Origin of the sequence: Pedobacter sp. D749, from assembly GCF_019317285.1 — a bacterium.
GTDB lineage: Bacteria > Bacteroidota > Bacteroidia > Sphingobacteriales > Sphingobacteriaceae > Pedobacter.
Window position 1 is genome coordinate 1162988 of sequence record NZ_CP079218.1, and the last position, 25567, is coordinate 1188554.

General features: G+C 39.6%; 20 protein-coding genes. 14 read left to right on the forward strand and 6 right to left on the reverse strand.

Going from position 1 to position 25567, the window contains the following annotated elements:
* Positions 1-18: 18 nt before the first annotated feature.
* Positions 19-2478 (forward strand): bifunctional UDP-N-acetylmuramoyl-tripeptide:D-alanyl-D-alanine ligase/alanine racemase, encoded by a 2460-nt coding sequence (locus KYH19_RS04900; protein ID WP_219077793.1) that lies wholly within the window; start codon positions 19-21, stop codon positions 2476-2478.
* Positions 2479-2577: 99 nt separating this feature from the next.
* Positions 2578-3168: a DUF502 domain-containing protein gene (locus KYH19_RS04905; RefSeq protein WP_193426017.1), complete on the forward strand. Its 591-nt coding sequence runs from the start codon at positions 2578-2580 to the stop codon at positions 3166-3168.
* A gap of 406 nt (positions 3169-3574) precedes the next feature.
* Here KYH19_RS04905 and KYH19_RS04910 read toward each other — a convergent pair whose 3' ends face one another.
* The 4 genes from KYH19_RS04910 to KYH19_RS04925 all read right to left on the reverse strand — a co-directional run bounded on the left by KYH19_RS04910 (position 3575) and on the right by KYH19_RS04925 (position 7000).
* Complete coding sequence (locus KYH19_RS04910; RefSeq protein ID WP_132396556.1) at positions 3575-4069, reverse strand: hypothetical protein; 495 nt, start codon at positions 4067-4069, stop codon at positions 3575-3577.
* 28 nt (positions 4070-4097) lie between these two features.
* Positions 4098-4598 carry a hypothetical protein gene (locus KYH19_RS04915; RefSeq protein ID WP_132396554.1) on the reverse strand — a complete coding sequence of 167 codons (501 nt, stop codon included), beginning with the start codon at positions 4596-4598 and terminating at the stop codon, positions 4098-4100.
* Positions 4599-4766: 168 nt separating this feature from the next.
* Positions 4767-5474, reverse strand: a complete 708-nt coding sequence (locus KYH19_RS04920) for a TIGR00730 family Rossman fold protein (protein WP_029278019.1) — start codon at positions 5472-5474, stop codon at positions 4767-4769.
* Between the two features lie 17 nt (positions 5475-5491).
* On the reverse strand, positions 5492-7000 hold the full coding sequence (locus KYH19_RS04925; RefSeq protein ID WP_219077794.1) for a sodium:solute symporter: 1509 nt from the start codon (positions 6998-7000) through the stop codon (positions 5492-5494).
* 411 nt (positions 7001-7411) lie between these two features.
* On the opposite strand from KYH19_RS04925, the gene recR reads away from it, so the two are divergent.
* The 3 genes from recR (at position 7412) to KYH19_RS04940 (ending at position 10714) form a co-directional block, all read left to right on the forward strand.
* Complete coding sequence (recR, locus tag KYH19_RS04930; protein ID WP_121282941.1) at positions 7412-8029, forward strand: recombination mediator RecR; 618 nt, start codon at positions 7412-7414, stop codon at positions 8027-8029.
* Between the two features lie 71 nt (positions 8030-8100).
* Positions 8101-8913, forward strand: a complete 813-nt coding sequence (locus KYH19_RS04935; RefSeq protein ID WP_219077795.1) for an SDR family oxidoreductase — start codon at positions 8101-8103, stop codon at positions 8911-8913.
* A gap of 967 nt (positions 8914-9880) precedes the next feature.
* On the forward strand, positions 9881-10714 hold the full coding sequence (locus KYH19_RS04940; RefSeq protein ID WP_219077796.1) for an alpha/beta hydrolase: 834 nt from the start codon (positions 9881-9883) through the stop codon (positions 10712-10714).
* 285 nt (positions 10715-10999) lie between these two features.
* Here the strand turns inward: KYH19_RS04940 and KYH19_RS04945 are convergent, their stop codons facing one another.
* Positions 11000-11941 carry an ion channel gene (locus KYH19_RS04945; RefSeq protein ID WP_219077797.1) on the reverse strand — a complete coding sequence of 314 codons (942 nt, stop codon included), beginning with the start codon at positions 11939-11941 and terminating at the stop codon, positions 11000-11002.
* Positions 11942-12463: 522 nt separating this feature from the next.
* Between KYH19_RS04945 and trpD the strand changes: the two genes are divergently transcribed.
* The 5 genes from trpD to KYH19_RS04970 all read left to right on the forward strand — a co-directional run bounded on the left by trpD (position 12464) and on the right by KYH19_RS04970 (position 17509).
* A complete protein-coding gene (trpD, locus tag KYH19_RS04950) occupies positions 12464-13453 on the forward strand; it encodes an anthranilate phosphoribosyltransferase (RefSeq protein WP_219077798.1) in 990 nt (329 codons plus the stop codon).
* Entirely contained in the window at positions 13447-14076 is a 630-nt protein-coding gene (locus tag KYH19_RS04955) for a phosphoribosylanthranilate isomerase (protein WP_255562556.1), read from the forward strand. Before trpD ends, KYH19_RS04955 begins: the two co-directional genes overlap by 7 nt.
* A gap of 97 nt (positions 14077-14173) precedes the next feature.
* The gene (gene trpB, locus KYH19_RS04960) at positions 14174-15355 is read left to right on the forward strand and encodes a tryptophan synthase subunit beta (RefSeq protein ID WP_219077799.1); all 1182 of its coding nucleotides are present in this window, start codon (positions 14174-14176) and stop codon (positions 15353-15355) included.
* Positions 15356-15446: 91 nt separating this feature from the next.
* Positions 15447-16214 carry a tryptophan synthase subunit alpha gene (trpA, locus tag KYH19_RS04965; RefSeq protein ID WP_219077800.1) on the forward strand — a complete coding sequence of 256 codons (768 nt, stop codon included), beginning with the start codon at positions 15447-15449 and terminating at the stop codon, positions 16212-16214.
* A 653-nt stretch (positions 16215-16867) separates the two neighbouring features.
* Positions 16868-17509 (forward strand): NAD(P)-dependent oxidoreductase, encoded by a 642-nt coding sequence (locus KYH19_RS04970; RefSeq protein WP_219077801.1) that lies wholly within the window; start codon positions 16868-16870, stop codon positions 17507-17509.
* 813 nt (positions 17510-18322) lie between these two features.
* Here the strand turns inward: KYH19_RS04970 and KYH19_RS04975 are convergent.
* Entirely contained in the window at positions 18323-18760 is a 438-nt protein-coding gene (locus tag KYH19_RS04975; RefSeq protein ID WP_132396533.1) for a GNAT family N-acetyltransferase, read from the reverse strand.
* A 181-nt stretch (positions 18761-18941) separates the two neighbouring features.
* On the opposite strand from KYH19_RS04975, the gene KYH19_RS04980 reads away from it, so the two are divergent.
* The 4 genes from KYH19_RS04980 (at position 18942) to KYH19_RS04995 (ending at position 25440) form a co-directional block, all read left to right on the forward strand.
* Complete coding sequence (locus KYH19_RS04980; RefSeq protein WP_132396531.1) at positions 18942-19547, forward strand: TetR/AcrR family transcriptional regulator; 606 nt, start codon at positions 18942-18944, stop codon at positions 19545-19547.
* A 72-nt stretch (positions 19548-19619) separates the two neighbouring features.
* Complete coding sequence (locus KYH19_RS04985; protein ID WP_219077802.1) at positions 19620-20822, forward strand: efflux RND transporter periplasmic adaptor subunit; 1203 nt, start codon at positions 19620-19622, stop codon at positions 20820-20822.
* 24 nt (positions 20823-20846) lie between these two features.
* Complete coding sequence (locus KYH19_RS04990) at positions 20847-24047, forward strand: efflux RND transporter permease subunit (RefSeq protein ID WP_219077803.1); 3201 nt, start codon at positions 20847-20849, stop codon at positions 24045-24047.
* Positions 24034-25440 (forward strand): TolC family protein, encoded by a 1407-nt coding sequence (locus KYH19_RS04995; protein WP_219077804.1) that lies wholly within the window; start codon positions 24034-24036, stop codon positions 25438-25440. Before KYH19_RS04990 ends, KYH19_RS04995 begins: the two co-directional genes overlap by 14 nt.
* Positions 25441-25567: the final 127 nt, after the last annotated feature.

A 25567-nucleotide genomic window follows, 5' to 3' on the forward strand; every position in this document is an offset into this window, starting at 1 on the left:
TTTTCTGAATATAATACAATGCAAAATCCAATATATACCGTTGCCAAAATAGCCGAAATTTTAAATGCCGCTCCCAAATTAGTTGATGGTGAGGCGATTATTCTTTACCTGATAATTGATAGCCGTTCCGTTTTAGTGCCAGAAAATTCTATGTTTTTTGCGCTTTCCTCACACCGCGATGGACATGAATTTATTAAAGATGCCTATGCAAAAGAAATCAGAAATTTTGTAATTACCGAAGCGAAATACATTCACGAATATCCAGACTGCAATTTTTTATTGGTAAATGATGCATTAGAGGCGCTACAAAAATTAAGTGCTTATCATCGGAATCAATTTGATTTAAAAACAATAGGTATTACGGGGAGCAACGGGAAAACTATTGTTAAAGAATGGTTATATCAGCTTTTGGCAACCGACTTTAATATTGTTAAAAGTCCGAAAAGTTATAATTCGCAAATAGGAGTGCCGCTTTCAGTTTGGCAGATTGAGGCTGATGATACCTTAGGCATTTTTGAAGCTGGTATTTCTGCGGTTAATGAGATGCAGCATTTAGCCGAAATTATCCGTCCTGAAATCGGAATCTTAACCAATATCGGCGAAGCACATGCGGAAGGATTCGGTTCTAAAAAAGAAAAACTTAAAGAAAAACTGAAACTCTTTGCAGCATCTGAACTATTTATTTACTCGCCAGAATACGTAACCGAAGTACGTGCGAAAGATTTGCCCGGTAAGAAAAAGTTTAGCTGGAGCAGCAAGCAGCTTGCTGACCTGCAGATTACTACTGTTGAACCCATTGAAGGGAATTGCTATTTAAGGGCCATTTATCAGAATATGGAAATAGAGTGTATGTTGCCATTTAAAGATAAAGCCTCGATAGAAAATGGCATGATCTGCTGGGCAACTTTATTGGCTTTAGGTTATACCCCTGAGCAGGCCGATCTGCGTTTGGAGAAACTGAGCCATGTAAGCATGCGTCTTGAACTGAAAAATGGTATTAATCAATGTTCCATCATAGACGATTCGTATAGTGCTGATATTTCTTCATTGGCTATAGCGCTGGATTTTTTAAATCAACAGAACCAGCACCCTAAGAAAACGGTTATCCTTTCCGAGTTATTTGAAACCGGGAGAGACGATCTTGATTTATATACCGAAATAGCCGGATTGCTCTCGCAGAAAAAGGTAAACAGGTTAATTGGTATCGGAACACATATTTCGCATTACGCCGATCTTTTTAATTTCGAAACCCAGTTTTTTGAGGATACCAATGCTTTTGTGGAGGCTTTTCCGGGTTTACAGTTTAACCACGAAACCATATTGGTAAAAGGAGCCAGGCGCTTTGAATTTGGACGCATCAGTAAACTGCTTACCCAAAAAATACACGACACGGTTTTAGAGATCGACCTGAATGCCATGGTAGGCAACCTGCAGTTTTACCGTTCCAAAATTAAGCCTGGCGTTAAAATCATGGCCATGGTGAAGGCCTTTTCGTATGGAAGCGGAAGTTTCGAAATCGCCAATTTATTGCAGTTCCACAAGGTAGATTATTTAGCTGTAGCTTATGCCGATGAAGGTATTGCTTTACGGAAAGCCGGAATTACGCTGCCCATTATGGTGATGAGTCCTGAAGAATCTGCTTTTGAAGCGATTATCAAACACAGGCTCGAACCTGAAATTTATAGTGTAGAGATTCTGAACAGCTTTTTAAATGCACTATCGGATTATGATTTCGATTATCCAATCCACATTAAAATAGATAGTGGCATGCACCGCTTAGGTTTCGATCAGGCTGAAATGGATGCCTTATCTGATCTGCTAAAGGATTCAGCAAGGGTAAAAGTGCAGAGTATTTTTTCTCATTTAGTGGCTAGTGATGCTGCGGAACACGATGGATTTACACAACAACAGATTGAAAGATTTAAAACTATCGCTAATCAGTTGGTAAATGTTTTAGGCTATAAACCGCTGCTTCATATATCCAATACTTCTGGTATTTCACGCTGGCCTGAAGCGCAGATGGATATGGTTCGTTTAGGGATTGGTTTATACGGTTTCGATTCTGCTTTGGCCAATAACCGCGGTTTACAGACGGTAATGGTGCTTAAAACTACTGTTACGCAGGTGAAAACTTTGGAGGCAGGAGAAACCGTAGGTTACAGCCGAAAAGGTGTGATGCAAAATGGCGGAAAAATTGCCACTGTAAAAATTGGGTATGCTGATGGCTACACCAGGTATTTTGGCAATGGCGTGGGTAAAATGCTGGTTAATGGTCATTTAGTGCCGGTAATAGGTTCAATCTGCATGGATATGACCATGTTGGATGTTACAGGTATTGATGTTAAACCCGGTGATGAAGCCATCGTATTTAATCAGGAGCATACCATTATGCAGCTCGCCAAAGATATCAATACCATTCCTTATGAAATTTTAACGAATATCTCGCAAAGGGTAAAGCGGGTTTATTTTTATGAGTAAGAGCTATGCTAAATTGTTTAATTGATATATTGTTGGCTATACAGTGTTAACAATTGAGCAATTAAACAATTCTAACCATATTTTTCCTAATTTTGCACCATGAATAAAGTCGGGAAAGCTATTTTAAACTATTTGATTAAAGGTTTATTAATTGTTGTGCCCATTGCCGTGAGTATTTTTATTGTGGTTTGGGCAGTTACAACAGTTGATAGCTGGTTAAATGTAAACAATATTTTAGGTGTAAATCCCAATACAGGCGAAAGCCGAAATATCCCTGGTTTAGGTTTGCTGACGGTTTTAGCCCTTATTTTGCTGGCTGGTATTTTTGTAACCAATTTGGTAACCGAACCGATGTACAATTGGTTCCAGCGGATGATGCAACGGTTGCCATTACTTAACTTTATTTATTCATCCATAAAAGATTTAACAGAGGCTTTTGTTGGCGATGAGAAGAAATTTAACCACCCGGTGCTGGTTGAAGTAGAGGGGGGCTTAAAAAAGATTGGCTTTTTAACGCAGAACGATCTGCATAAACTCAATCTGCCTGATGAGGTAGCTGTATATTTTCCACTTTCTTATTCTTTTGCTGGCCAGCTTTGTATTGTAAGAAGAGATAAGGTGACTGATTTGCAGATGACAGCCGCTGATGCCATGAAACTGGTGGTAAGTGGTGGTGTAAGCGGACTTTAACCATTTCTAATCTGGCCTTAGCATCTCGCTACGTGATGAAATAGTTCTTTAAAGGCTATATTAGTATTTCTATTGCCCTAGTGAGATGCTAAAACCACATCGTTTCGTCGTTATATCTGATGACTGCCCGCGCACAATAGCCCTGATGGAAATGGAAATCCCTTTTGGGTACCGGTAATTGTTGGTATAGAATAATTCCCAAAAGGATTGGAATGTACAGCAGGACCGGAACCGCCCTATTGATTACGGGTATTAGCGCTTCAAAAAGAAACGACTTTAGTCTTAGTGTCTCGCTACGAGACTGAATAATTCTATAAAGTTGAGATTAATACTTTTTATTGTCTTAGCGAGAAATGCTAAGACCAGATTGTCGCTTACAGATTCTTCGCTGCGCTCAGAATGACAACTAAAAAATACTCTTAAAAGTAAGCACGCAGAATATAAAAATAATCAGGCCGAAAATCAGTCTCGAATAGTATTCCCTTATAAAAAGGCCACATAGTACCAGCATATCATCCTCTACATTGGTATGGATCAATCCATTTCCTGTTGATGCATTAAACAGGATCTGTTTATCTTTATGGTTGTTCAACGACCAACGGCTTAACCAGCTGTTTTGATAACTCCAATCAAAATTTTCGCCAGATGCAAATACAATCCTGGCTTTAAAACCCAGCCAATCATAAGTAATTAAGGCTAAAACCTTATTCTGGTTGTCTAAGATTTTAGTTTCTGGTTTAGAAAACCCTTCACTTTTCAACAGGTAAATGCCTGCCTGAGTAGTGGCTATTGCCGTATTTTTCCAGGAACCAAAATTGATTGAAAATTTTAAATAGCCATTGTTCATTACCTGATAATTACTATCAAATAAACCTTTTCTCCAATTTAATATCTGTTCCATCTCACAAAAGGGCTAAGTTTTTTACTATTTATGGGCGAAGTGTTGTTATTGTGATGATCGGTATAAAACATGCAATAACTAAAATGGCCTGTTTGTTATAGATCTGCTTAATAAACAGACCTGCTATGATTAGTAGTTCATTATCCGTATCAGACGATAATGTACCACTGTTGCTGCTGGAGTTATACATAATATGCTCATCCTTATAATTGCTTACCGTCCATTGCGAACCCCATAAACTTTTTGATTTCCATTCATACTGCTCACCGGATTTTAAGCTGATTACCGCTTTTGACTTCCAGGTATCATAATTAATCACCGCAACTACTTCATTTGTTTTTCTATCGATTACCTTTGTTCTCGATTGCCAGAAACCTTCGTTTACAAATTGATAGTTTTTATCTTCAAGCATACTTTCTGCATCGCTTCTCCAGCTGCTAAAAGAAATCATACCTTTTTGAACACCATCTGCAAAAAGCTGAAAGTTTCCGTTAAGCCAATTACTTTTCCAATTGATAAATTTCGACATATTAATTGCGTTTTATTTTAGATGGCAGTGTTCTTCAGTTGTTACAATAAATGAAGACATAAAAAAAGTGCTTATTGTTTGTAAGCACTTTTTAGTTATCAATTATCAGTTTGCAATTTTCAGTTAGCCATACTAATGAACCAATGGCAAATGAACTATTAAACCAACCTAAAAATTCGGTTTAAGTACATATTTATCGTAGAAACGGAAAATATGCTCTGCGGCTTCTTCAGCGGTATCTACCAACCTGAAAAGGTTTAAATCTTCTTCGTGGATATTATGTTCTTTTTGAAGCATCGTACCTTTAATCCAGTCAATTAATCCACCCCAATAATCAACGCCCACCAATACAATTGGGAAACGGGCTATTTTGCCGGTCTGGATTAAGGTTAAAGCTTCAAATAGCTCATCCATGGTGCCAAAACCACCTGGTAATACCACAAAACCCTGGCTATATTTCATGAACATCACCTTGCGCACAAAGAAATAATCAAACTCCAGTAATTTATTATGATCGATATATTTATTGTGGAACTGCTCAAAAGGCAACTCAATGTTTAAACCTACCGATTTTCCACCGTTGGTATGGGCGCCTTTGTTACCGGCTTCCATAATGCCCGGACCACCGCCTGTAATAACACCATAACCGCGATCGGTTAATAATTTACCACATTGTTCTGCCAATTGATAATATCTATGCGTTTGAGCGGTACGCGCTGAACCGTAAATGGTAACACATGGGCCAATTTTAGCCAGTTTCTCAAAGCCGTCTACAAATTCGGCCATGATTTTAAAAATTTGCCAGGAATCTGTTACTTTAATTTCCTGCCAGTCTTTGTTTTCAAAAGCACTTCTAATTTTTTCTTCACTCGTCATATAAATAATGCTAAATATTAAAATTTGGTCTGCGCATCAGTTTTTTTGCTGATGAACAACAAGCCTATAAATGTGATTAAACCGTTAATTAAAATCAGTTCCACACTAAAAACGTAACCGCCCAGTAAAGTGGTCGAATACGTGGCAAGCAAGTAACATAAAAAAGGTGATAATAAGCAAACTATTGGGACTAATTTATCATGGAGGCCACGTTTTTTTACAAATAATCCAAAACTATATAATCCTAAAAGCGGTCCGTAAGTGTAAGAAGCAATGGTGAAAATTAAGCTGACTACTGATGAACTGTTCAGCGCATTGATTACGAGAATCACCAGGAACATCAAAATAGAAAAGGCCACGTGTACAGTATGGCGTTTTTTTACGGCGTCTTTGGCATTTACATTTTCTGCCTTCGCCATGCCTAAAAAGTCGACACAAAAGGATGTGGTTAAAGCGGTAAGTGCTGAGTCGGTAGTGGCAAAGGTTGCAGCAGTTAAGCCCAGCATAAAGATAATGGCCGGTATAGCGCCCAGGTTGTTTAAAGCAGTTTCCGGAAATAGTAAATCTGTTCTTGGTTTTCCGGTAATGTGGTCTAAAGGAATATCGATGCCGTTTTTTGCCGCGAAAATGTATAATAATGCACCGACACTCAAAAAGAACACATTCAGAATCACGAATACGCCTGTAAACGTGAACATGTTTTTTTGTGCCTCTTTTATGGTGCTCATGCTCAGGTTTTTCTGCATCAGATCCTGGTCTAAACCTGTCATGGCAATGGTCACAAAAATACCACCGATAAACTGTTTACTGAAATAGAACTTATTGGTCAGGAAATCATCTAAAAAGAATATCTTGGAATAGCTACTGTTTTTTACCGTCTCAAATGCCTGCGGAATATTGAAATTTAAACTGTTGCAGATAAAATAAATGGTTAAGAAAACCGATAAAACGAGGAAAAAGGTTTGTAAAGTGTCGGTAATAATGATGGTTTTTAATCCACCTTTAAAAGTGTACGACCATATCAATGCCAACGAAATCAATACCGTTAACCAAAAGGGAATTCCATAATTGTCGAAGATAAAACGTTGTAAAACAATGACTACCAGATACAGTCTTGTCGCTGAACCCAATGTTCGACTCAATAAAAAGATCGATGCTGCGGTTTTGTAACTGTAATGCCCCAGCCTTTTTTCAATATAGCTATAAATGGAGGTTAAGTTCATCCGGTAATAAAGCGGGAGCAAAACTGTAGCGATGATGATAAAGCCAACCGCATTGCCGAGCACAAACTGGAAATATTGAAACTGGTTTCCGCTGGGTGCGCCAACTTCACCAGGTACGGATATAAAGGTAACCCCCGAAAGTGCAGTGCCGATCATTCCAAAGGCAACCAGGTACCATTTAGAATTTCTGTTGGCAACAAAAAAAGTGCTATTGTCTGACGATTTTTTTGAGGTTACAAAAGAAATGACAATCAGTAGCAGAAAGTAACCAATTAGAAAACACAAGAGTATGGTTGGTGACATAGTTTTATTTTAAGCTGATAAATGTAAAGAAAAGTATCAAATCAAGCAATATTCCTGAGTCCGAAGTCGGAAGTCCGGAGTCCGAAGTTAAAACGTCCAATAACAATATGCAATTATCAGACACCTAAAATCAATATACAAATGATAAATAAACGCTAATCAATTTTTAGTTGGCAATTTGCAGTTAACATTGGCTATGAACTATTGACCATGAGCTAATATCCAGTTTTTAGTTGGCAATTTGCAGTTACTATTGGCTATGAACTATCAACAATTAAGCTATTGACCATGAGCCAATATCCAGTTTGCAATTACTATTGGCCATGAACTATCAACCATTAAACTATTGACCAATGAACCAATGACTAATGAACTATTGAACTAACAAACCTTTTTACCTATTTTTGCACCATGAATTTTTCATCCAAACTGCTCGAAGATGCGGTAAACGAATTCTCAAAACTTCCTGGTGTAGGGCAAAAAACAGCTTTACGTTTGGTGTTACATCTTTTAAACAAAGAGCAGGAGGAGGTAAATCAGTTTGGCAATACTTTTATAAAACTTAAACAACAGATTAAACATTGCAGCACCTGCCATAACATTTCTGATTATGCGGTGTGTGAGATCTGTACTTCGATAAAACGCGATAAAGAAACCATTTGTGTGGTAGAAGATACTCGTGATGTAATGGCGATTGAAAACACCGGACAATATTTTGGCGTTTACCATGTTTTAGGAGGCTTAATTTCTCCAATGGACGGTGTGGGCCCTTCCGATTTGTTTATTGACGGATTGGTGGCCAGAATGGCAGTTGGTGGAATTAAGGAAGTAATTTTAGCGCTCAGTCCGAATATGGAAGGCGATACCACCTTGTTCTATCTCTATAAAAGACTAAAAGAATTCAATGTTCCGGTAACCACCATTGCCCGCGGAATTGCTTTCGGGGGAGAACTTGAATATACCGATGAAATTACCTTGGGTAGATCGATTGTAACCCGCGTACCTTACGAAACTGCAATGATGAAATAGGATTAAGATTTACAGGATTTTAGGATTACAGGAATAAAGCACTCAACATTCAAAAAGAAAATCATTTTTTAATGAAAGATAAAGTTATCATCATCACCGGGGCATCGAGTGGAATCGGAAAAGCCTGCGCCGAAGAATTTGCTAAACGTGGCGCCAATTTGGTTTTAGCTGCACGCCAATACGTAACCCTTTGTGAAATCACTGCAGAACTGGAAAAAAAATATAACATCAGGGCCGTTGCGGTTCAGGCTGATGTAAGTAAAGAGGCCGATTGCGAACTGATTATCAAACAGGCTTTGGTTTCTTTTCAAAAAATTGATATTCTGGTAAATAATGCCGGTTTATCGATGCGTGCCCTGTTTAATGATCTTGATTTATCGGTGCTAAAAAACCTGATGGATGTGAATTTTTGGGGAACCGTTTATTGTACCAAATACGCTTTGCCTGAGATTTTAAAAACCAAAGGAACAGTGGTTGGTGTTTCATCAATTGCAGGTTACCGGGGTTTGCCTGGCAGAACGGGTTATTCCGCTTCTAAATTTGCAATGAATGGTTTTATGGAATCTTTACGTACCGAATTACTAAAAACAGGTGTAAACGTTTTATTGGCCTGTCCTGGCTTTACTGCTTCAAATATCCGGGTAACCGCTTTATCAAAAGATGGTGCTGCACATGGCGAAACCAGTATGGATGAAGGTAAAATGATGACATCAGAAGAGGTGGCGGGCATTATCGCCGATGGTATCGAAAAACGTAAACGTACCTTAATCATGACCGGACAAGGGAAATTAGCGGTATGGATGAACAAACTTTTTCCTGCATTGGTAGATAAAAAGGTCTTTGATTTGTTTGCAAAAGAGAAGAATCCGCTGATTAAGGCTTAAAGTAGAGGGTTTAAGCTAAATAGAATAGCGTATTTCGGTTAGGGTTTGGCGTTTCGGTGACACAGTTATGTTAGCGGTTTAAGCTAGATTAATTGTCAGTCTGAGCGGAGTCGAAGACTCTTACCGGAAGTTCCATAGGCAAAATCTAGTCGTTTCTAATTGTGGAGCTGAAAAAGATGCAAGTATTTATGGTTTACCGTAAAAAACAAAAATAATTAATTGAGTTTTTTGTATCTCATTTAATTAAATTCATATGGCAAAAACAGCTGCATTTCATTCTGTTAAACAAAGTGTTTACCATGATAACACTAATTGTACGGAAGGTAACAACATCGAAAAGGAAAACTTAAGGACTGGTACAGGTGGTAAACCAAAATGTGCACATTGTTCTAGGTTAAACTAGTTTATTGTTGATTATTAATTAATGAAAAATTAAGACTGCCCCTTGTGAAAAACGAGGGGCTTTATTAATATTTTTTGCTACTGTGATCTCGATGTGAAAATCTACCGTGTGGACACATTTTTTAAGAGAATAGTTTAGGCATCTCGCTAACCAACTTTAATAAAGCACGGATTTTAACCAAGGACGCTGTCAATCCCAAGAGCCGGGGAAATCAAAAAACAGTTGCAATTCAGGTAAATCGGCACTAAAAAATCTGAAACGCAGTGGTTTTGTGTTCATAAAAGATGATTTAATTTTAAAAAAAAATATTGAACACAAAACGAAGTGCCGCTGTTTTTTGATGCGCATGGGATTGTGCAAAAGGCTCATTGCTGGATTGACAAAGCGCTTTGGGTACTTTGGCGCTCCAAAGTACCATGCCCCGCGGCATAGAGCGGTAGAAGAATATTATAATTAATTTTGCCAACACGGTAGGATCTGAAAATGGGCAGGTTGACGAACCGATTATCAAAAATCCGCCTCTACAACAATTTCGTTTATTAACTGAAGCGTTAAATCTTTTTTATGTACAAATCCCTTGTTTTAGTAATGCTCTTGTTCCAAACGATACTTTCTTCTGCGCAAGTTAAAAAAGTAAAAAACATCAATTATGTGGGCAATACTGACGAAGCCAATACACTGAATATTTTTTACAAAAACGACAGTATCAAAAATAAACCCGTATTAATTTTCATTCATGGCGGCTCGTGGAGCAGTGGTAAAAAAGAAACTTATTGGTGGTTGGGAAGGAATTTCGCGCGAAAGGATGTAGTTACCGTTATCATTAATTATCGCTTAGCACCAAATGTTCAGTACGAAAAAATGGGCGATGATTGCGCTTTGGCAGTAAAGTGGGTACAAGCGCATATAGCCGATTATACGGCGAGTAAGGAAAAGATTTTTGTAATGGGACACTCAGCGGGGGCACATCTTGCTGAATTGATTAATGCTGATCCTAAATATTTTAAAAAAGTGGGTATTAAAAATCCGATTAAAGGAGTAATCCTGAATGACCCTTTCGGCTTAGATATGAAGGAATATTTAAGCACAGCCGAAAAAGACCATTTTTATTTCGATTTCATCCGGACTTTTACCGATCAGCCTGCGGTTTGGAAAGAGGCTTCACCATTGGATTATGTAAACAACATCAAAAATCCGCATTTGCTTTTTTATGGAAGCAAAACTTATGGTGCCATTAAATTGCAAACGCCGAGGTTATATGAAAAACTTAAAGCCAACAATATCCCGGTAGAAATAAAGGAGATTAAAGGCAAAAGCCATGTCCCGATGATCAGTCAGATGATTTTTGGTGGGAATCAATTGTATCAGGATATTTTGGATTTTATATGGCGTTATTAACACCCCGCCTTACAGGCACCCCTCCGGGAGAGGGGAATGCAAATTGCATAAAGACGATGAGGGACAATTCCCCTCCTTTGGAGGGGTGCCTGTAAGGCGGGGTGGTTTTGTTTACTGCACCAGCCCACCTAAACCCGGTAGAAGTGAAAATCCTTTTTGTTTGCAGCAACATTGAATAGAATGTCACAAAAAGATTGTAGCGGATAACGGGACTACCGCAACCGATTAGCATTGAAACTTGCTTTCCAAAAAACAAAACAATTTTTTAAAAGAGGAAAAAGACCTTTACACCGTCCGCGTAACCTTATCCAGCTTACTATAATCCATCACCATTTTGCCTTCTTCATTATGGTAATACATTTTCTCAAACTTAGCATCCATTTCTATTTCCTCATCCTGATAACTGGTTCTGGTGTGGATGGTCTGCGAGAAAGTATCATCAAAAGCTTTAAGAATTACAAAAACTTCCACTTCTGCCTGTTGCAGTTCAGTTAACGATTTTTCGAAAAACGGACTTTCTTCTGTAATCGGGTGTACCAGCGTCCAGTTTAAAGAGAGGATGCCGATTTTATTGCGCTCTAATGCGAGGGGATAGAATTTTCTTACATGTTTACCATCAACGGTTTCATTGTACGACATGACCATCTGCACTTCAACCTCGATAAGCTGATTGCGACGCAGGTTAACCAAACGGCACATTAAACCATGGCCTTTTTCGTAAGGAGCAATCACCATTTTTTTGCTGAAACTCACTTTAGAAGTAGGCCGGCTAAAACGGCCATACAATAAACCTGTTGCTAATGCAAAAGCAAGCAGGCCCAGCATACTTTCGAAGGCAGCCAGAATGCTCGTAACAAAGCCCTGCGGAGAAATATGACCATAACCCACGGTAGAAATGGTTTGAGCAGAAAAGAAAAAGGCATCAAAAAACTGATCGCGAAGGGTTGCACCTTTAGCGCCTTCCAGGTTTTCGATACCCACTACATTATATAAAACTGCGAATATGGTATTTACAACGAGGTAGGCCAGTAGAATGACGAAGAAAAAACGCGGCCAGCTCATGGTAACCAGGCGGGTATAGGTATCGTCGAACTTAAACCAGGGCAGGCCTGTACGTTCTATATTTGCCGAACCATCAGGGTTAAGCATGCGCTGGTTTTTGGTTACCGGATTGGATCCGAAACCTAAATCATCATTAAACTGTACTTTTCTTTTAAAGAAAGCCATATATTTTTAGAAAGATTTTGGAATATTAAAAAACTATGTCAATATTTGCTTTATACAAACATGATAATTAAAAACTTAAATAACAATTGGTGGTGGCATAACGAAATTCGTTAGGCAAATTCTATTGTTATATATTTTAAAATATTTTAAACACAACTAAGAGGATTGCCCAAAAAGCAATCCTTTTTTTATGCCTTCCCCTCCCGTGGAGGGGTGTCCGCAGGACGGGGTGGTTTTAAAAATAGGCTTCATGCTGAACTTGTTTCAGCATCTATAAAATAAGATTTAGAAAATATTAAGTGGTTTGTGGAGACACAAACCATGGCGCAAAATAAAGAGATAAATGAAAATGAACCACAGATGAGCACAGATACACACAGATTTTTATCCGTGTTCATCCTTTTCATCTGTGGTTAAATAACATTGCAATAAACCATCGCCAAGGTTCGTGTCTCCACGAACCGGAATAAATATAAATAGTTTGGGGAGATACAAACCATGGCGCAAGATTGAATATAAAACATGAAAAAAATATTAAACCATTTATTCGAGAACAAGAGTTTTAGCAGGGAAGAAGCAAAGAACATTCTAATCTCCATTTCGGAAGGAGCTTTCAATTCTTCACAAATTGCCGCTTTTATTACCGCTTATGCCATGCGCAACATCACGGTGCAGGAGTTACAGGGCTTCCGTGATGCGATGTTGGATATGTGTGTAAAAGTAAACTTATCAGGTTACGACCTGATTGATCTTTGCGGTACCGGTGGTGATGGCAAAGACACTTTTAATATTTCTACCCTGTCCTCATTTGTAGTGGCAGGTGCTGGCCATCATGTGGCTAAACACGGTAATTATGGCGTTTCTTCAGGCTGCGGATCTTCCAATGTAATGGAATATTTAGGCTATACGTTTACCAATAACGAAGACACTTTAAAACGTAATCTGGATAAAGCAGGGATCTGTTTCCTGCATGCTCCGCTGTTTAATCCGGCGATGAAAATTGTAGCACCGATTCGTAAGGAGTTAGGGGTGAAAACATTTTTTAACATGCTCGGCCCCATGGTTAACCCGGGACAGCCAAAATACCAGATGGTAGGGGTATTTAGTTTGGAACTGGCGCGTTTATATGCTTATTTATATCAGGATACGGATAAAAGTTATACCATTGTACATGCACTGGAAGGTTATGATGAAGTTTCGTTAACCTGCGATGTAAAAACCTTTTCGAACAAGGGAGAACAGATTTTAACGCTTCAGGATATGGGCTTCGACAAGGTTGATATGAATTCCATTAAAGGTGGTGATACCGTAGAATCATCAGCCAAAATATTTATGGATGTGTTAAACGGCGAAGCCACTGATGTGCAGAACAATGTGGTACTGTGTAATTCGGCACTAGCAATTAAAACGATCAAACCTGAACTGTCTTTTGCTGACTGCTTTTATGAAGCCGAAGAATCTTTAACAAGCAAAAAAGCGTTAAACAGTTTCAAAAACTTATTGGCATGTTAAAGTTAAAAGTTTGCGGAATGCGTTTGGCGGCGAATATTGCTGCGGTTGCCGAATTGCAGCCAGATTATCTTGGCTTTATCTTTTATGATAAATCGCCCCGGCTAATCAGTGATGTTTCTGCTGAATTGATTAAATACATTCCCGCAGAAATTAAAACTGTTGGTGTTTTTGTAAATGAAGAGCTTGAAAAAGTAAACGATAAAGTAAACACATTGAAGCTAAAGGCTGTTCAGTTACATGGCAGTGAATCGCCTGAATACTGTGAAGCATTAAAATCGACTTTCTCTACTTTAGAAGTGATCAAAGCTTTTGGAATAGATGAAGATTTTGATTTTTCTGATCTGGAACCTTATTTAGATGTGGTGGATTACTTTTTGTTTGATACCAAAACCAAAACACATGGTGGATCGGGAAAAACATTCAATTGGTCTGTTTTAGACCAATATACTTGCAACAAACCTTACTTTTTGAGTGGTGGAATTGATTTAGAACATAGCTCAGCTATAAAAGAAATAAATGACGAACGTTTATATGCTTTGGATATCAATAGCAGGTTCGAAATTGAGCCGGGTTTGAAAGACGCGGAGAAGATTAAAGAATTTATTAAAGAAATGAATAAATAGACGGTCATACTGAGGTACGAAGTATCTGCAAGCGACGAAGAACTGCTGACGATATTTAACAGATTCTTCGTTCCTCAGAATGACAAAATTTACGGATATGAAATACAAAGTAAACGAAAAAGGATATTATGGAGATTTTGGAGGTGCATACATTCCCGAAATGCTTTATCCAAACGTAGAAGAATTGCGTCAAAACTATTTAAAGATTATTGATGATGCCGGTTTTCAAAAGGAATTTCATCAGTTATTAAAAGATTACGTTGGCCGTCCTTCGCCATTATACCTGGCTAAAAGGTATTCGGAAAGATTTGGTGCCAATATTTTCTTAAAAAGAGAAGATTTAAACCATACTGGCGCCCATAAGATTAACAATACCATCGGACAGATTTTATTGGCAGAAAAACTGGGCAAAAAAAGAATCATTGCCGAAACAGGTGCTGGTCAGCATGGAGTAGCTACAGCAACGGTTTGCGCTTTGCGTAACCTCGAATGTGTGATTTACATGGGCGAGGTGGATATTGAGCGCCAGGCACCGAATGTAGCCCGCATGAAAATGCTGGGTGCAAAGGTTGTTCCCGCCAGTTCTGGAAGTAAAACCTTAAAAGATGCAACCAATGAGGCGATGCGCGACTGGATTAATAATCCTGTTGATACACATTATATCATCGGTTCGGTGGTGGGTCCACACCCTTATCCAGATATGGTGGCGATTTTTCAATCGATCATCTCTGAGGAAACCAAAAAACAATTGTTGGAGCAAACAGGTAGTGATCAGCCTGATTATGTTTTGGCTTGTGTAGGTGGTGGAAGTAATGCGATGGGCATGTTCTATCATTTTATGGACGATGAGAATGTTAAACTCATCGCTGTTGAAGCAGCCGGAAAAGGAGTCTCGAGCGGATTTTCTGCCGCAACCACTTATTTAGGTAAAGAGGGTGTTTTACACGGGAGCAGAAGTATTTTAATGCAAACGCCAGATGGTCAGGTAGTAGAACCCCATTCGGTTTCGGCAGGATTGGATTATCCGGGCATTGGGCCACAGCATGCACATTTGTTTAAAACCGGCCGCGGCCAATATGTTTCCATTACTGATGAAGAAAGTTTAGAAGCTGGTTTGCTTTGTACACAACTGGAAGGGATTATTCCAGCTATTGAAAGCGCACATGCATTGGCTTACTTAGAAAAAATGGAATTCAAAGGCGGCGAAAATGTAGTGGTTTGCCTTTCAGGCCGTGGCGACAAGGATCTGGATACTTATATTAAATATTTTAATCTTTAAGAAAGATTTGAGAAGTGAGATATGAGACAGTAGACTTCCTTGCAGGTCATCAATCTCCAATCTCACATCTCAAATCTCCCATCTCAAAAACATGAACAGAATTAAACAACTCTTTCAGGAGAAGAAAAACATATTATCAATTTATTATACTGCTGGTTATCCAAATACTGGCGATACGATTCAAATTGCTGAAGCACTGGAAAAATCGGGTGCTGATATGCTCGAAATTGGTTTTCCTTATTCCGATCCTGTTGCCGATGGACCGGTAATTCAAGCCAGTAGTAAACAATCACTCGATCAGGGCATGACGCTTAATCTGCTTTTTGAACAGTTGAAAGACTTGCGTAAGACCGTTACCATTCCTGTTTTGTTAATGGGGTATGTAAATCCGGTTTTGCAGTTTGGCGTAGAAAAATTCTGCGAAGCCTGTGCCGAAGTAGGGGTAGATGGTTGTATCGTTCCTGATTTGCCCATGGTAGAGTATGAGGAATTTTATAAAGATTGCTTTGAAAAACATAACCTGAGCAATGTGTTTTTAATCACCCCTCAAACGGCTGAGGAACGCATCCATAAAATTGACGGTTTAACCAATGGATTTATCTATTTGTTATCATCATCGGCTACTACGGGTAAAAACCTCGAAGTTGGCGATACCACAGAAGCTTATTTCAGCAGAATTAAAAACCTGAATCTGAACAACCCAACAATGATCGGCTTCGGAATCAGTGATAAACAGACTTTTGATAAGGCCTGCTCGTACGCTAATGGTGCTATTATTGGTACTGCTTTCGTTAAAGCCATTGCTGATGGGAATTTGGAGGAAAGTGTAAGCAATTTCATGATGAAGTTTAAGCGTTAGTATTTTTCTTTTCTTCCATAAATCGTCATTGCGAGGCACGAAGCAATCTTACAACTATCGCTACTAGCGAGCGCATTAAGATTGCTTCCCCGAAAGTCGGGGCAGGCTTTTTCAGGTCGTCACCCTGAACTTGTTTCAGGGTCTTAATGGTTAAAACTTTACTAGTTTCTTTTCACCATATAAGACATGTAAGAACATATTAGGTATTGCGCTTATATTTAACTTATATGCCTTATATGGTTCAGTCTTTTGACGGCTGTTACTAAGGCACAATACTTTGTGTTCTTTGTGCCTTTGTGGTTAATCCTTTCTAGGCTACATCGTCATTCCCAACTTGATTGGGAATCGTAATGCTCTGGTAGTGTTTTTAGGTAGCATTAAGATTAGCTTCGCTGAGCACTTCGTGGTTCCCGCCTGCGCGGGAAAGACGACCTTTTTTAGTAATCTTATAACTATAGGTATAGCGATCGTAGTATGATTGCCTGTCTGTTTCAGGTAGGCTTTATACATCGAAATGGCGGATTTTTTTGTACATTAGTCCCATTAAAATCTCTTTATAAATATAACTCAAACAGAATTCAATTCTGATATTCCCTTATCGTTCTGATAGCAAGGGATAAATTTTTATTTTCTAAAATTTTATAAAAAACATCATGCAAGATTTAAAAATTGCTTTAATCGGTGCTACAGGTAAAGCCGGTACTTATATTTTAAAAGCGCTATTGGCGCAACAATTCAGGGTAAAAGCCCTTATCAGGAATCCAGAAAAACTTCAGATCCATCATCCCTCGCTGGAAATTGTAATCGGCGATGTTAAAGATGTGGAAACGGTACATGCACTTATCCAAGGCTGCGATATCATGGTCAGCGCCTTGGGAATGGGACAACCTACCAGCGAAAAAACAATCTTCACACAATCAACAGCTAATATTCTAAAAGCAATGAAGGCTTTTGATCTGAAACGTTACATCGTCATAACCGGTATCAACGTAGATAGTACTGCTGATGAAAAGGATGTCAAAACCCAATTTGCTACCCAATGGATGTACGATAATTATCCGGTTTCTACCGCAGACAGGCAAAAAGAATATGATCTGTTAACTGAAAGTGATCTTGATTGGACTTTAATCCGATTGCCTTTAATCATGCAAACCGACGAGGAAACCCCTGCAGGCACAAGTTTGATTAATTGTGATGGCGATCAGATTAATGCTTCTAATTTGGCCCGGTTTATTATTGAGCAGTTCGGGGAGAAGGCCTTTGTACAACAGGCACCTTTTATCTGGAATAGTTAGATTTTTTTACCACTAAGGCACGAAGTCACTAAGAAATTTGCTTTGTGTTCTTTGTGACTTAGTGGTGAATCTTTTTCTTTTCTGAATCGTCATTGCTAGCAACGAAGCAATCTTACAACTATCGCGATTAGCGGGCGCATTAAGATTGCTCTTTCCCTTCAACCTGATCCGATAGCTATCCGATTTGTTTCAGGGTTTTAACGGTTAAAACTTTACTAGTTTCTTTTTACCATATAAGACATTTAAGGACATATTAGGCATTGAGCCTATATGTAACTTATATGCCTGATATGGTTCAGTTTTTATCTGTTATTATTAAGATACAATACTTGGTGTTCTTTGTGACTTAGTGGTGAATCTTTTTCTGCATCGTCATTGCGAGGAACGAAGCAATCTTACTACTATCGCAATTAGCGAACGAATTAATATTGCTCTTCTAGTCCGTCACCCTGATCCGATAGCTTTCGGATTTGTTTCAGGATATTAGTGGTTAATACTTTTATTATAGTTTTTTACCATATAAGACATGTAAGAACATATTGGGCGTTGCGCTTATATGTAACTTATATGCCTGATACGGTTCAGTTTTTGGCGGCTATTACTAAGGCACAATACTTGTGTTCTTTGTGGCTTGGTGGTTAATCTTTTCTCCGCTGAATCGTCATTCCCAACTTGATTGGGAATCCTGATGCCATGTTAGGGGTTTGTAGGGTTCATTAAGATTAGCTTCGCTGAGCACTTCGTGGTTCCCACCTGCGCGGGAAAGACGACCGTTCTTAGCAATGCCTTAAAATGACGATATTTTGAATGGATTTACCTATTCACCCAATCCTCATAACCCATCTCAAATTTCACTTCACCTTTATTTACCACGCCTACTTTTTTCCAGCCTTGCCGGGTATAAAATTCTTCCGCACGGGTATTGGGCGATGTACCCAACCAAACTATTTCCTGCGTTTGATCAAAATACCAATCCATCATTAAGCGGTGCAGTTCTTTGCCGATGCCTTTACCTTCGAACTCCGGACGCAGAAAGAGCGCCCAAATGTTATGCTCCTTTAAATCTACGATGGAGAACCCAACTACTTCTCCATCTACTTCGCAAACCCATCCTTTGCCGCGGTGCGTAATAAATTCTTCGCAATCTTTATCCGTAACCAAAGCAGGATCGGACAAAATGTTCTCTTTTACGGTATGCCTGACAATTTGGATCGCAGGGATGTCAGTTCTTTTTGCTTCGCGGAAAATCATTTTTTATAAGTTATTGAGAAAATTAATTTATTTGAAAAAGCGTTTCAGATGCTTTAATCGTTGATTATCATTCGTAAAACTAATCAATAAAATGTTTATGACAAATGAATGATTGTGAATTCTGGAATTGGTTCTACATTTGCTTAACGGTGTTAGATTATTTACACCTAATATTCCAGTCATGGGAAGTAAAGAAAGAATTCTACGTTTAAAAGATGAAACCAGAACCAAAATTCTGGATGCTGCCTTGAACATTGTGCAAACAGAGGGATGGCAGGCATTGAGTATGCGTAAAATTGCCGACCAGATTGAATATACTGCACCAATTATTTACGAATATTTTTCGAACAAAGATGGCATCTTACTGGAACTCACCAGAAGAGGATACCTCATTTTGGCCAAAGATATCCGCGAAGCCAGGGATCAGCACGAATCTCCGGAAGATAAAATGGAAGCCATGTGGATTGCCTACTGGAACTTCGCTTTTACCCACAAAGAATTTTATCAGTTGATGTACGGTGTAGACATGGTTTGTTGTAATGTTAAAAATTCGATGCCCGAAGCTGAAAACTTGAGTAGTATGTTAGGGGATGTAATCGAATCTTTATTTGATAAGAAACCCGTATCTGAGGATGATATCTGCAGAAAATATTACACCTATTGGTCGATCATTCACGGGTTAATTTCCATCAACCTGGTACGTCCGAATGGCAGAACAACAAACGAACTAAATCAACAAATTTTAAAAGATGCCATCAAAGGCATTACTTTATCTATTAACAGTTAAAATATTTTTTTTACACCGTAATTTAACACTGTTAGATTATTTATACACTATAATCCAATTAAATTTAATTATATGAAATCTCTACATCGCTTGTATCCGTTACTTAACACCGTTAAATGGTTTAATGGTATTAATTCAATGTTAACAATTTCTCTTCTATCTATAATTTTGGTGAGTTGTAAGTCATCTCCTGATCAATCAGCAGCGGCACCACCACCACCAGCACTGCCTGTAAGCGCAATTAACGCCAGCACAGAAACTACGTATATAGAATATCCGGCTTCTATTCAGGGCGCTGTTGATATCGATGTGCGTCCGCAGGTAAGTGGTTATTTACAAAGCGTTCTGGTTAACGAAGGCGCTTATGTAACTGCCGGACAAACCCTGTTCAAAATTAACGAAAACCCTTACCGCGAGGCTTTAAACAATGCCAAAGCAAGTTTACATGCTGCAGAAGCGGCTATTTTAAACGCCCAATTGGAAGTTGATAAATTAACACCACTTGTTCAGAATAAGGTAGTTTCTGATTTTCAGCTAAAAACCGCTAAAACGGCGTATAAAATCGCCCAGGCAAATGCCGAACAAGCTAAAGCCAGTGTGGCTTCAGCACAGATTAACTTAGGTTATACCAATGTTAAGGCTACTGTTAGCGGTTACATCGGTCGCATTCCTAAAAAACAAGGAAGTTTAGTTTCTCCGACTGATCAAGTTGCTTTAACGCAGTTATCAGATATCCACGAAGTACATGTTTATTTCTCCCTTGCCGAAAACGACTTCAACAACTTTAATGCAAACTACCCGGGTAAAACTCCTGCCGACAGGATCAAACATTTACCAGCAGTAGAACTTTTACTGGCCGATAATTCAGCTTACCCGATTAAAGGTAAGATTGATATGATTGATGGTCAGTTTGATAAAAACACAGGTGCCATTACTTTAAGGGCCAGTTTCCCTAATGCCAGTGGAACCCTTCGCTCGGGTAATACGGGGAAAATCCGTTTAGGTTTACAGCACGATAATGCCATTCTGGTACCGCAGTCCTCAACGGTAGAAATGCAGGATAAAGTATTTGTATTTACCGTAGGCGACAGCAGTAAGGTGAAAAAACAAGCCATTACCATTGTGGGTAAAGCCGGCGAAAATTACCTGGTTAAAGACGGGGTAAAAGCTGGCGACCAGATCGTGTTAAGCGGGGTTGATAAGTTACAGGAGGGTATGGTGATCCAGCCTCAAAAAGCAGCAGATAAAGTAGCTGTTGCAAAAACAAAAAATTAACAAACCATTAAAGTTTAAGCAATCATGTTTCAGAAATTTATAGACAGGCCTGTACTTTCAACTGTTATTTCCATCTTATTGGTAATAGTTGGTATACTTGGCCTAACAAAGTTGCCCTTAGAGCGCTTTCCAAATATCGCACCTCCGTCGGTATTGGTAACTGCGGTGTACCCTGGGGCTAATGCCGAAACCATTTTACGTTCGGTAACGCCATCATTGGAGGAAGCAATTAACGGTGTGGAGAACATGACCTACATGACCTCCAGCGCCAGTAACGATGGTACCCTGGCCATTACGGTTTACTTTCAACAAGGTACCAACCCCGATCAGGCAGCTGTTAACGTGCAGAACCGGGTTTCGCAGGCCACCAGTCAATTGCCTGCAGAGGTTGTTCAATATGGTATCACCACCACCAAACAGCAAAATAGCTTTATCGGGGCTATCGGGGTTTACTCTGAAGATCCTGAAAAATACGATGCCGTTTTTGTAAATAACTATGCGCAGATCAATATCATTCCCGAACTTAAACGGATTCCGGGGGTAGGTTCGGCCAGTGTATTCGGTGGGATTAAAGATTATTCGATGCGTATCTGGCTAAACCCAAGTCAGTTGGCTACTTACAAAATTACACCTAACGAAGTAATCACTGCCATTCAGGATAAAAACCTGGAAGCGGCCCCTGGTCGGTTTGGTGAAAGAAGTAGTGAGGCCTTTGAATATATCATTAAATATAAGGGTAAACTGACCAAACCAGAGGAATATCAAAATATTGCGATCCGTTCTAATTCAGATGGTTCTATATTACGTTTAAAAGATGTGGCCCGTGTAGAACTGGGTGCTTATAGCTATGGTAGTGTTAACCGTTTAAACGGACACGATGGGATTACCATCGGGGTAATCCAGTTATCAGGTTCTAATGCCAACGAAATCCAAATTGCTATTGATAAACTGTTGGCTAAACTATCGAAAGATTTCCCGGCAGGTATTAAATACAACCAGTTTTACCGTACCAAAACCGATCTGGACGAATCCATTAATCAGGTGGAACACACTTTGATCGAAGCCTTTTTACTGGTATTTATCGTGGTATTTATCTTCCTTCAGGATTTCAGGTCTACTTTAATTCCGGCTATTGCGGTTCCGGTGGCGATTATCGGTACCTTCTTTTTCATGCAGTTGTTCGGCTTCTCTGTTAACCTTTTAACCCTGTTCGCACTGGTATTGGCCATTGGTATTGTGGTAGATGATGCGATTGTGGTGGTAGAAGCGGTGCATGCCAAAATGGAAGAAAACCCTTCACTTAGTCCGAAAGAGGCAACCACCCAGGCGATGAGCGAAATTACCGGGGCCATTATATCAATCACACTGGTGATGGCGGCGGTATTTTTACCGGTTGGTTTTATGACCGGCTCAACAGGGATCTTCTACAAACAGTTCGCTTTAACCATGGCGATAGCCATCATTATATCAGCTGTTAACGCCTTAACCTTAAGTCCGGCATTGGCTGCCTTATTTTTAAAGAACAAACATGCTGAAGGTGGTCACAACGCGCCTAAAAAAGGTTTTGTAGAAAAGTTTTATGCAGGTTTTAACGGTGGGTTTAATTACATGACCAACCGGTATGTTGGCGGTTTGAAAGTGCTTATCCGTAATAAATGGATCAGTATGGGCGGGCTTGCTTTAATCGTTCTGGTTACCGTTTTCCTGGTAAGCCGAACTAAAACAGGCTTTATCCCGACAGAGGATCAGGGTTTTGTGGCGATTGCCGTGGCCAGTCCATCAGGAACATCCTTAGCCAATACCAATAAAATGTTAAAACAGGCTGAAGCAGAGCTGAGGGCGATGCCATCAGCAAGATTTGTGATGTCGTTGGCGGGTTATAACTTTTTAACCGCATCCAACAGTCCGTCGGCCGGACAGATTTTCTTATTGTTAAAACCAAACGACGAAAGAGGGGAAGTTAAAAACATCGATGAGATCCAAAATATTGTAAGGGCCAAAATGGCGGCCATATCTGCCGGTACCTTCTTTGTATTCAGTTTTCCTACGGTTCCGGGCTTTAGTAACGTGGAGGCCATGAACGTGATGTTACAGGATAAAACGAATGGCAGGCTGGATAAATTTAGTGGTGTGGCGAATAACTTCATCGCCAAGTTAATGGCGAAACCGGCTATTGCTTATGCTTTTACTTCTTATAAAGCAGATTATCCGCAGTTACAACTGGATGTGAACGACGAAAAGGCCGATCAGCTGGGTGTAAGCAAAAAAGATATCTTACAAACCATGCAGACGTATTTTGGTACGGCGCAGGCCTCAGATTTTAACCGCTTTGGTAAATATTACCGGGTAGTGGTTCAGGCAGATGTTGCCGACAGAACTGATCCTGCAAGTATTGACCGTGTATTTGTGAAAAACAAGGCAGGTGAAAGTGTGCCCATCAGTACCCTGGTTAAATTAACCCGTGTATATGGTTCTGAAACGGCTTCGCGTTATAACCTGTTTAACTCGATAGAGGTAAATGCGATCCCTAAACCAGGTTTCAGTTCTGGTGATGCGATTAAAGCGATAGAAGAAACGGCTAAAGAACAGTTGCCAACCGGATATGCCTACGAATTCTCAGGACAAACACGTGAGGAAATTTCTTCAGGCGGACAGTCGACAGTGATCTTCCTGCTTTGTTTAGTGTTTGTTTACTTCTTATTATCAGCACAATATGAAAGTTACATCCTGCCATTGGCGGTAATCCTTTCTATCCCTACAGGTGTATTTGGTGTGTTTGTGGTATTGGGTTTAACTGGTATCGAAAATAACATTTATGTACAGGTAGCACTGATTATGCTGATCGGGTTGCTGGCTAAAAACGCCATCCTGATTGTGGAGTTTGCCGTGCAGCGACGAAAGGCAGGACTCAGTCTTGTTGATTCGGCCATAGAAGCCGCAAGATTGAGGATCAGACCGATTATTATGACCTCACTGGCCTTTGTATTCGGTTTATTCCCGATGAGTATTGCAACAGGTCCGTCGGCGCAGGGTAACCACTCCATCAGTATCGGAGCAGCAGGAGGGATGGTATCGGGTGTAGTTTTAGGCTTGTTCATCATACCAGTACTTTTTGTCATCTTCCAGGCTTTACAGGAAAAAATATCAAAAAAATCAAAAAATGAGGTTGTTCAGCACCATGGAGAACCTGTAAATAATAATCATGTAGTTTATGAAACGGTTTAATATTATTACCATCCTGCTCCTTGCTTTAATCTGGAGCGGATGTTCGGTTTCGAAAGATACAGCCTTGCCAAATATAGCACCAGGTTTGTTCAGAAACGGATTGCCAAAAGATTCTTCAAGCATTGGCACGATGCCCCTGAAGAGTTTCATCAACGACCTTACTGTTCAGCATTTAATTGATACAGCGCTGGTTAAAAATTACGATATGCAAATTGCATTGAAAAATATCGATGCGGCTGAAGTATTGTTCAAACAATCGAAATTGGGTTATTTACCTGAATTGAAATTGCAGGTGGCGGCGAGTTCGAGCCGCCCGTCTGATAACAGTTTAAATGGTTTAAGCCTTAACCAGTTTACCGGTTCAACACACATCGAAGATTACAATGCGAACCTGGGTGTGGTTTGGGAAGCTGATATCTGGGGAAAAATCCGCAATCAAAAAGCTGGCGCTTTAGCCAGTTTTTTGCAGACAGAAGAGGCACGTAAAGCAGTTCAAACACGTTTGGTGGCCAATGTGGCGCAAGGTTATTACAATTTGCTAATGTTGGATGCACAATTGGAAATCGCGAAAAAGAACTTAAAGCTTAACGACAGTACCTTAAGGATTATCAATTTACAGTTTGATGCTGGTCAGGTAACTTCATTAGCGATACAGCAGGCACAGGCGCAGCAGTTAAATGCGGCACAGTTAATCCCTCGTTTAGAGCAGAATGTAACCTTACAGGAGAATGCTTTAAGTGTATTGATCGGTACTTTGCCTAAAGCCATTAACCGCGAAAGCCGTTTAGATAAAATGATCATTCCGCAGGATTTAAATGCAGGTTTTCCTTCATCGATGTTAAGCCGCAGGCCTGATATTAAAAGTGCAGAACTGGCGCTTACCGTTGCCAATGCAAAGGTTGGGGTGGCAAAAGCAAGTTTATATCCATCATTGGTGATTACCGCAAGCGGAGGCATCAACTCTTTTAAAGCGAGCAACTGGTTTAATGTACCTGCATCTTTATTCGGTTTGGTTGGGGCAGGGATCACCCAGCCGATTTTTCAGAGAGGTCAGTTGAAAACTTCTTTAGAGCTGGCTAAAATCGACCGTGAAAAATCGGTGATCCAGTTCCGTCAGTCGGTATTGAATGCGGTTGGCGAAGTTTCGGATGAGTTAACGAAAGTAGAGAAGTTAAATGCACAATACAGCATCGCTGAAAAAAGAGCGCAGACTTTACAACAAGCTTCAAGAAATGCAGGTTTGTTGTTTAAAAGCGGTATGGCGAACTACCTGGAGGTAATTACGGCGCAAGGCAATTTATTGCAGAGTGAACTGGAATTAACCACTATTAAAACAGAGCAGTTAAATGCTGTGGTAGGTTTGTACCGCTCGTTAGGAGGCGGCTGGAATTAATTTGCAAAAACCTATAAGGTTTTAAAGACTTTATAGGTTTGTGTATAAATTTAGGCACTAAGGACGCGATGTTCTTGGTGCTTTTTTATTTGATGCTGTCATCCTGAGCGCAGCGAAGGATCTTTTG

Coding starts and splice junctions, on each gene's coding strand:
- KYH19_RS04900 (WP_219077793.1), top strand. CDS start 19: ATGCAAAATCCAATATATACCGTTGCCAAAATAGCCGAAATTTTAAAT.
- KYH19_RS04905 (WP_193426017.1), top strand. CDS start 2,578: ATGAATAAAGTCGGGAAAGCTATTTTAAACTATTTGATTAAAGGTTTA.
- KYH19_RS04910 (WP_132396556.1), bottom strand. CDS start 4,069: ATGGAACAGATATTAAATTGGAGAAAAGGTTTATTTGATAGTAATTAT.
- KYH19_RS04915 (WP_132396554.1), bottom strand. CDS start 4,598: ATGTCGAAATTTATCAATTGGAAAAGTAATTGGCTTAACGGAAACTTT.
- KYH19_RS04920 (WP_029278019.1), bottom strand. CDS start 5,474: ATGACGAGTGAAGAAAAAATTAGAAGTGCTTTTGAAAACAAAGACTGG.
- KYH19_RS04925 (WP_219077794.1), bottom strand. CDS start 7,000: ATGTCACCAACCATACTCTTGTGTTTTCTAATTGGTTACTTTCTGCTA.
- recR (WP_121282941.1), top strand. CDS start 7,412: ATGAATTTTTCATCCAAACTGCTCGAAGATGCGGTAAACGAATTCTCA.
- KYH19_RS04935 (WP_219077795.1), top strand. CDS start 8,101: ATGAAAGATAAAGTTATCATCATCACCGGGGCATCGAGTGGAATCGGA.
- KYH19_RS04940 (WP_219077796.1), top strand. CDS start 9,881: ATGTACAAATCCCTTGTTTTAGTAATGCTCTTGTTCCAAACGATACTT.
- KYH19_RS04945 (WP_219077797.1), bottom strand. CDS start 11,941: ATGGCTTTCTTTAAAAGAAAAGTACAGTTTAATGATGATTTAGGTTTC.
- trpD (WP_219077798.1), top strand. CDS start 12,464: ATGAAAAAAATATTAAACCATTTATTCGAGAACAAGAGTTTTAGCAGG.
- KYH19_RS04955 (WP_255562556.1), top strand. CDS start 13,447: ATGTTAAAGTTAAAAGTTTGCGGAATGCGTTTGGCGGCGAATATTGCT.
- trpB (WP_219077799.1), top strand. CDS start 14,174: ATGAAATACAAAGTAAACGAAAAAGGATATTATGGAGATTTTGGAGGT.
- trpA (WP_219077800.1), top strand. CDS start 15,447: ATGAACAGAATTAAACAACTCTTTCAGGAGAAGAAAAACATATTATCA.
- KYH19_RS04970 (WP_219077801.1), top strand. CDS start 16,868: ATGCAAGATTTAAAAATTGCTTTAATCGGTGCTACAGGTAAAGCCGGT.
- KYH19_RS04975 (WP_132396533.1), bottom strand. CDS start 18,760: ATGATTTTCCGCGAAGCAAAAAGAACTGACATCCCTGCGATCCAAATT.
- KYH19_RS04980 (WP_132396531.1), top strand. CDS start 18,942: ATGGGAAGTAAAGAAAGAATTCTACGTTTAAAAGATGAAACCAGAACC.
- KYH19_RS04985 (WP_219077802.1), top strand. CDS start 19,620: ATGAAATCTCTACATCGCTTGTATCCGTTACTTAACACCGTTAAATGG.
- KYH19_RS04990 (WP_219077803.1), top strand. CDS start 20,847: ATGTTTCAGAAATTTATAGACAGGCCTGTACTTTCAACTGTTATTTCC.
- KYH19_RS04995 (WP_219077804.1), top strand. CDS start 24,034: ATGAAACGGTTTAATATTATTACCATCCTGCTCCTTGCTTTAATCTGG.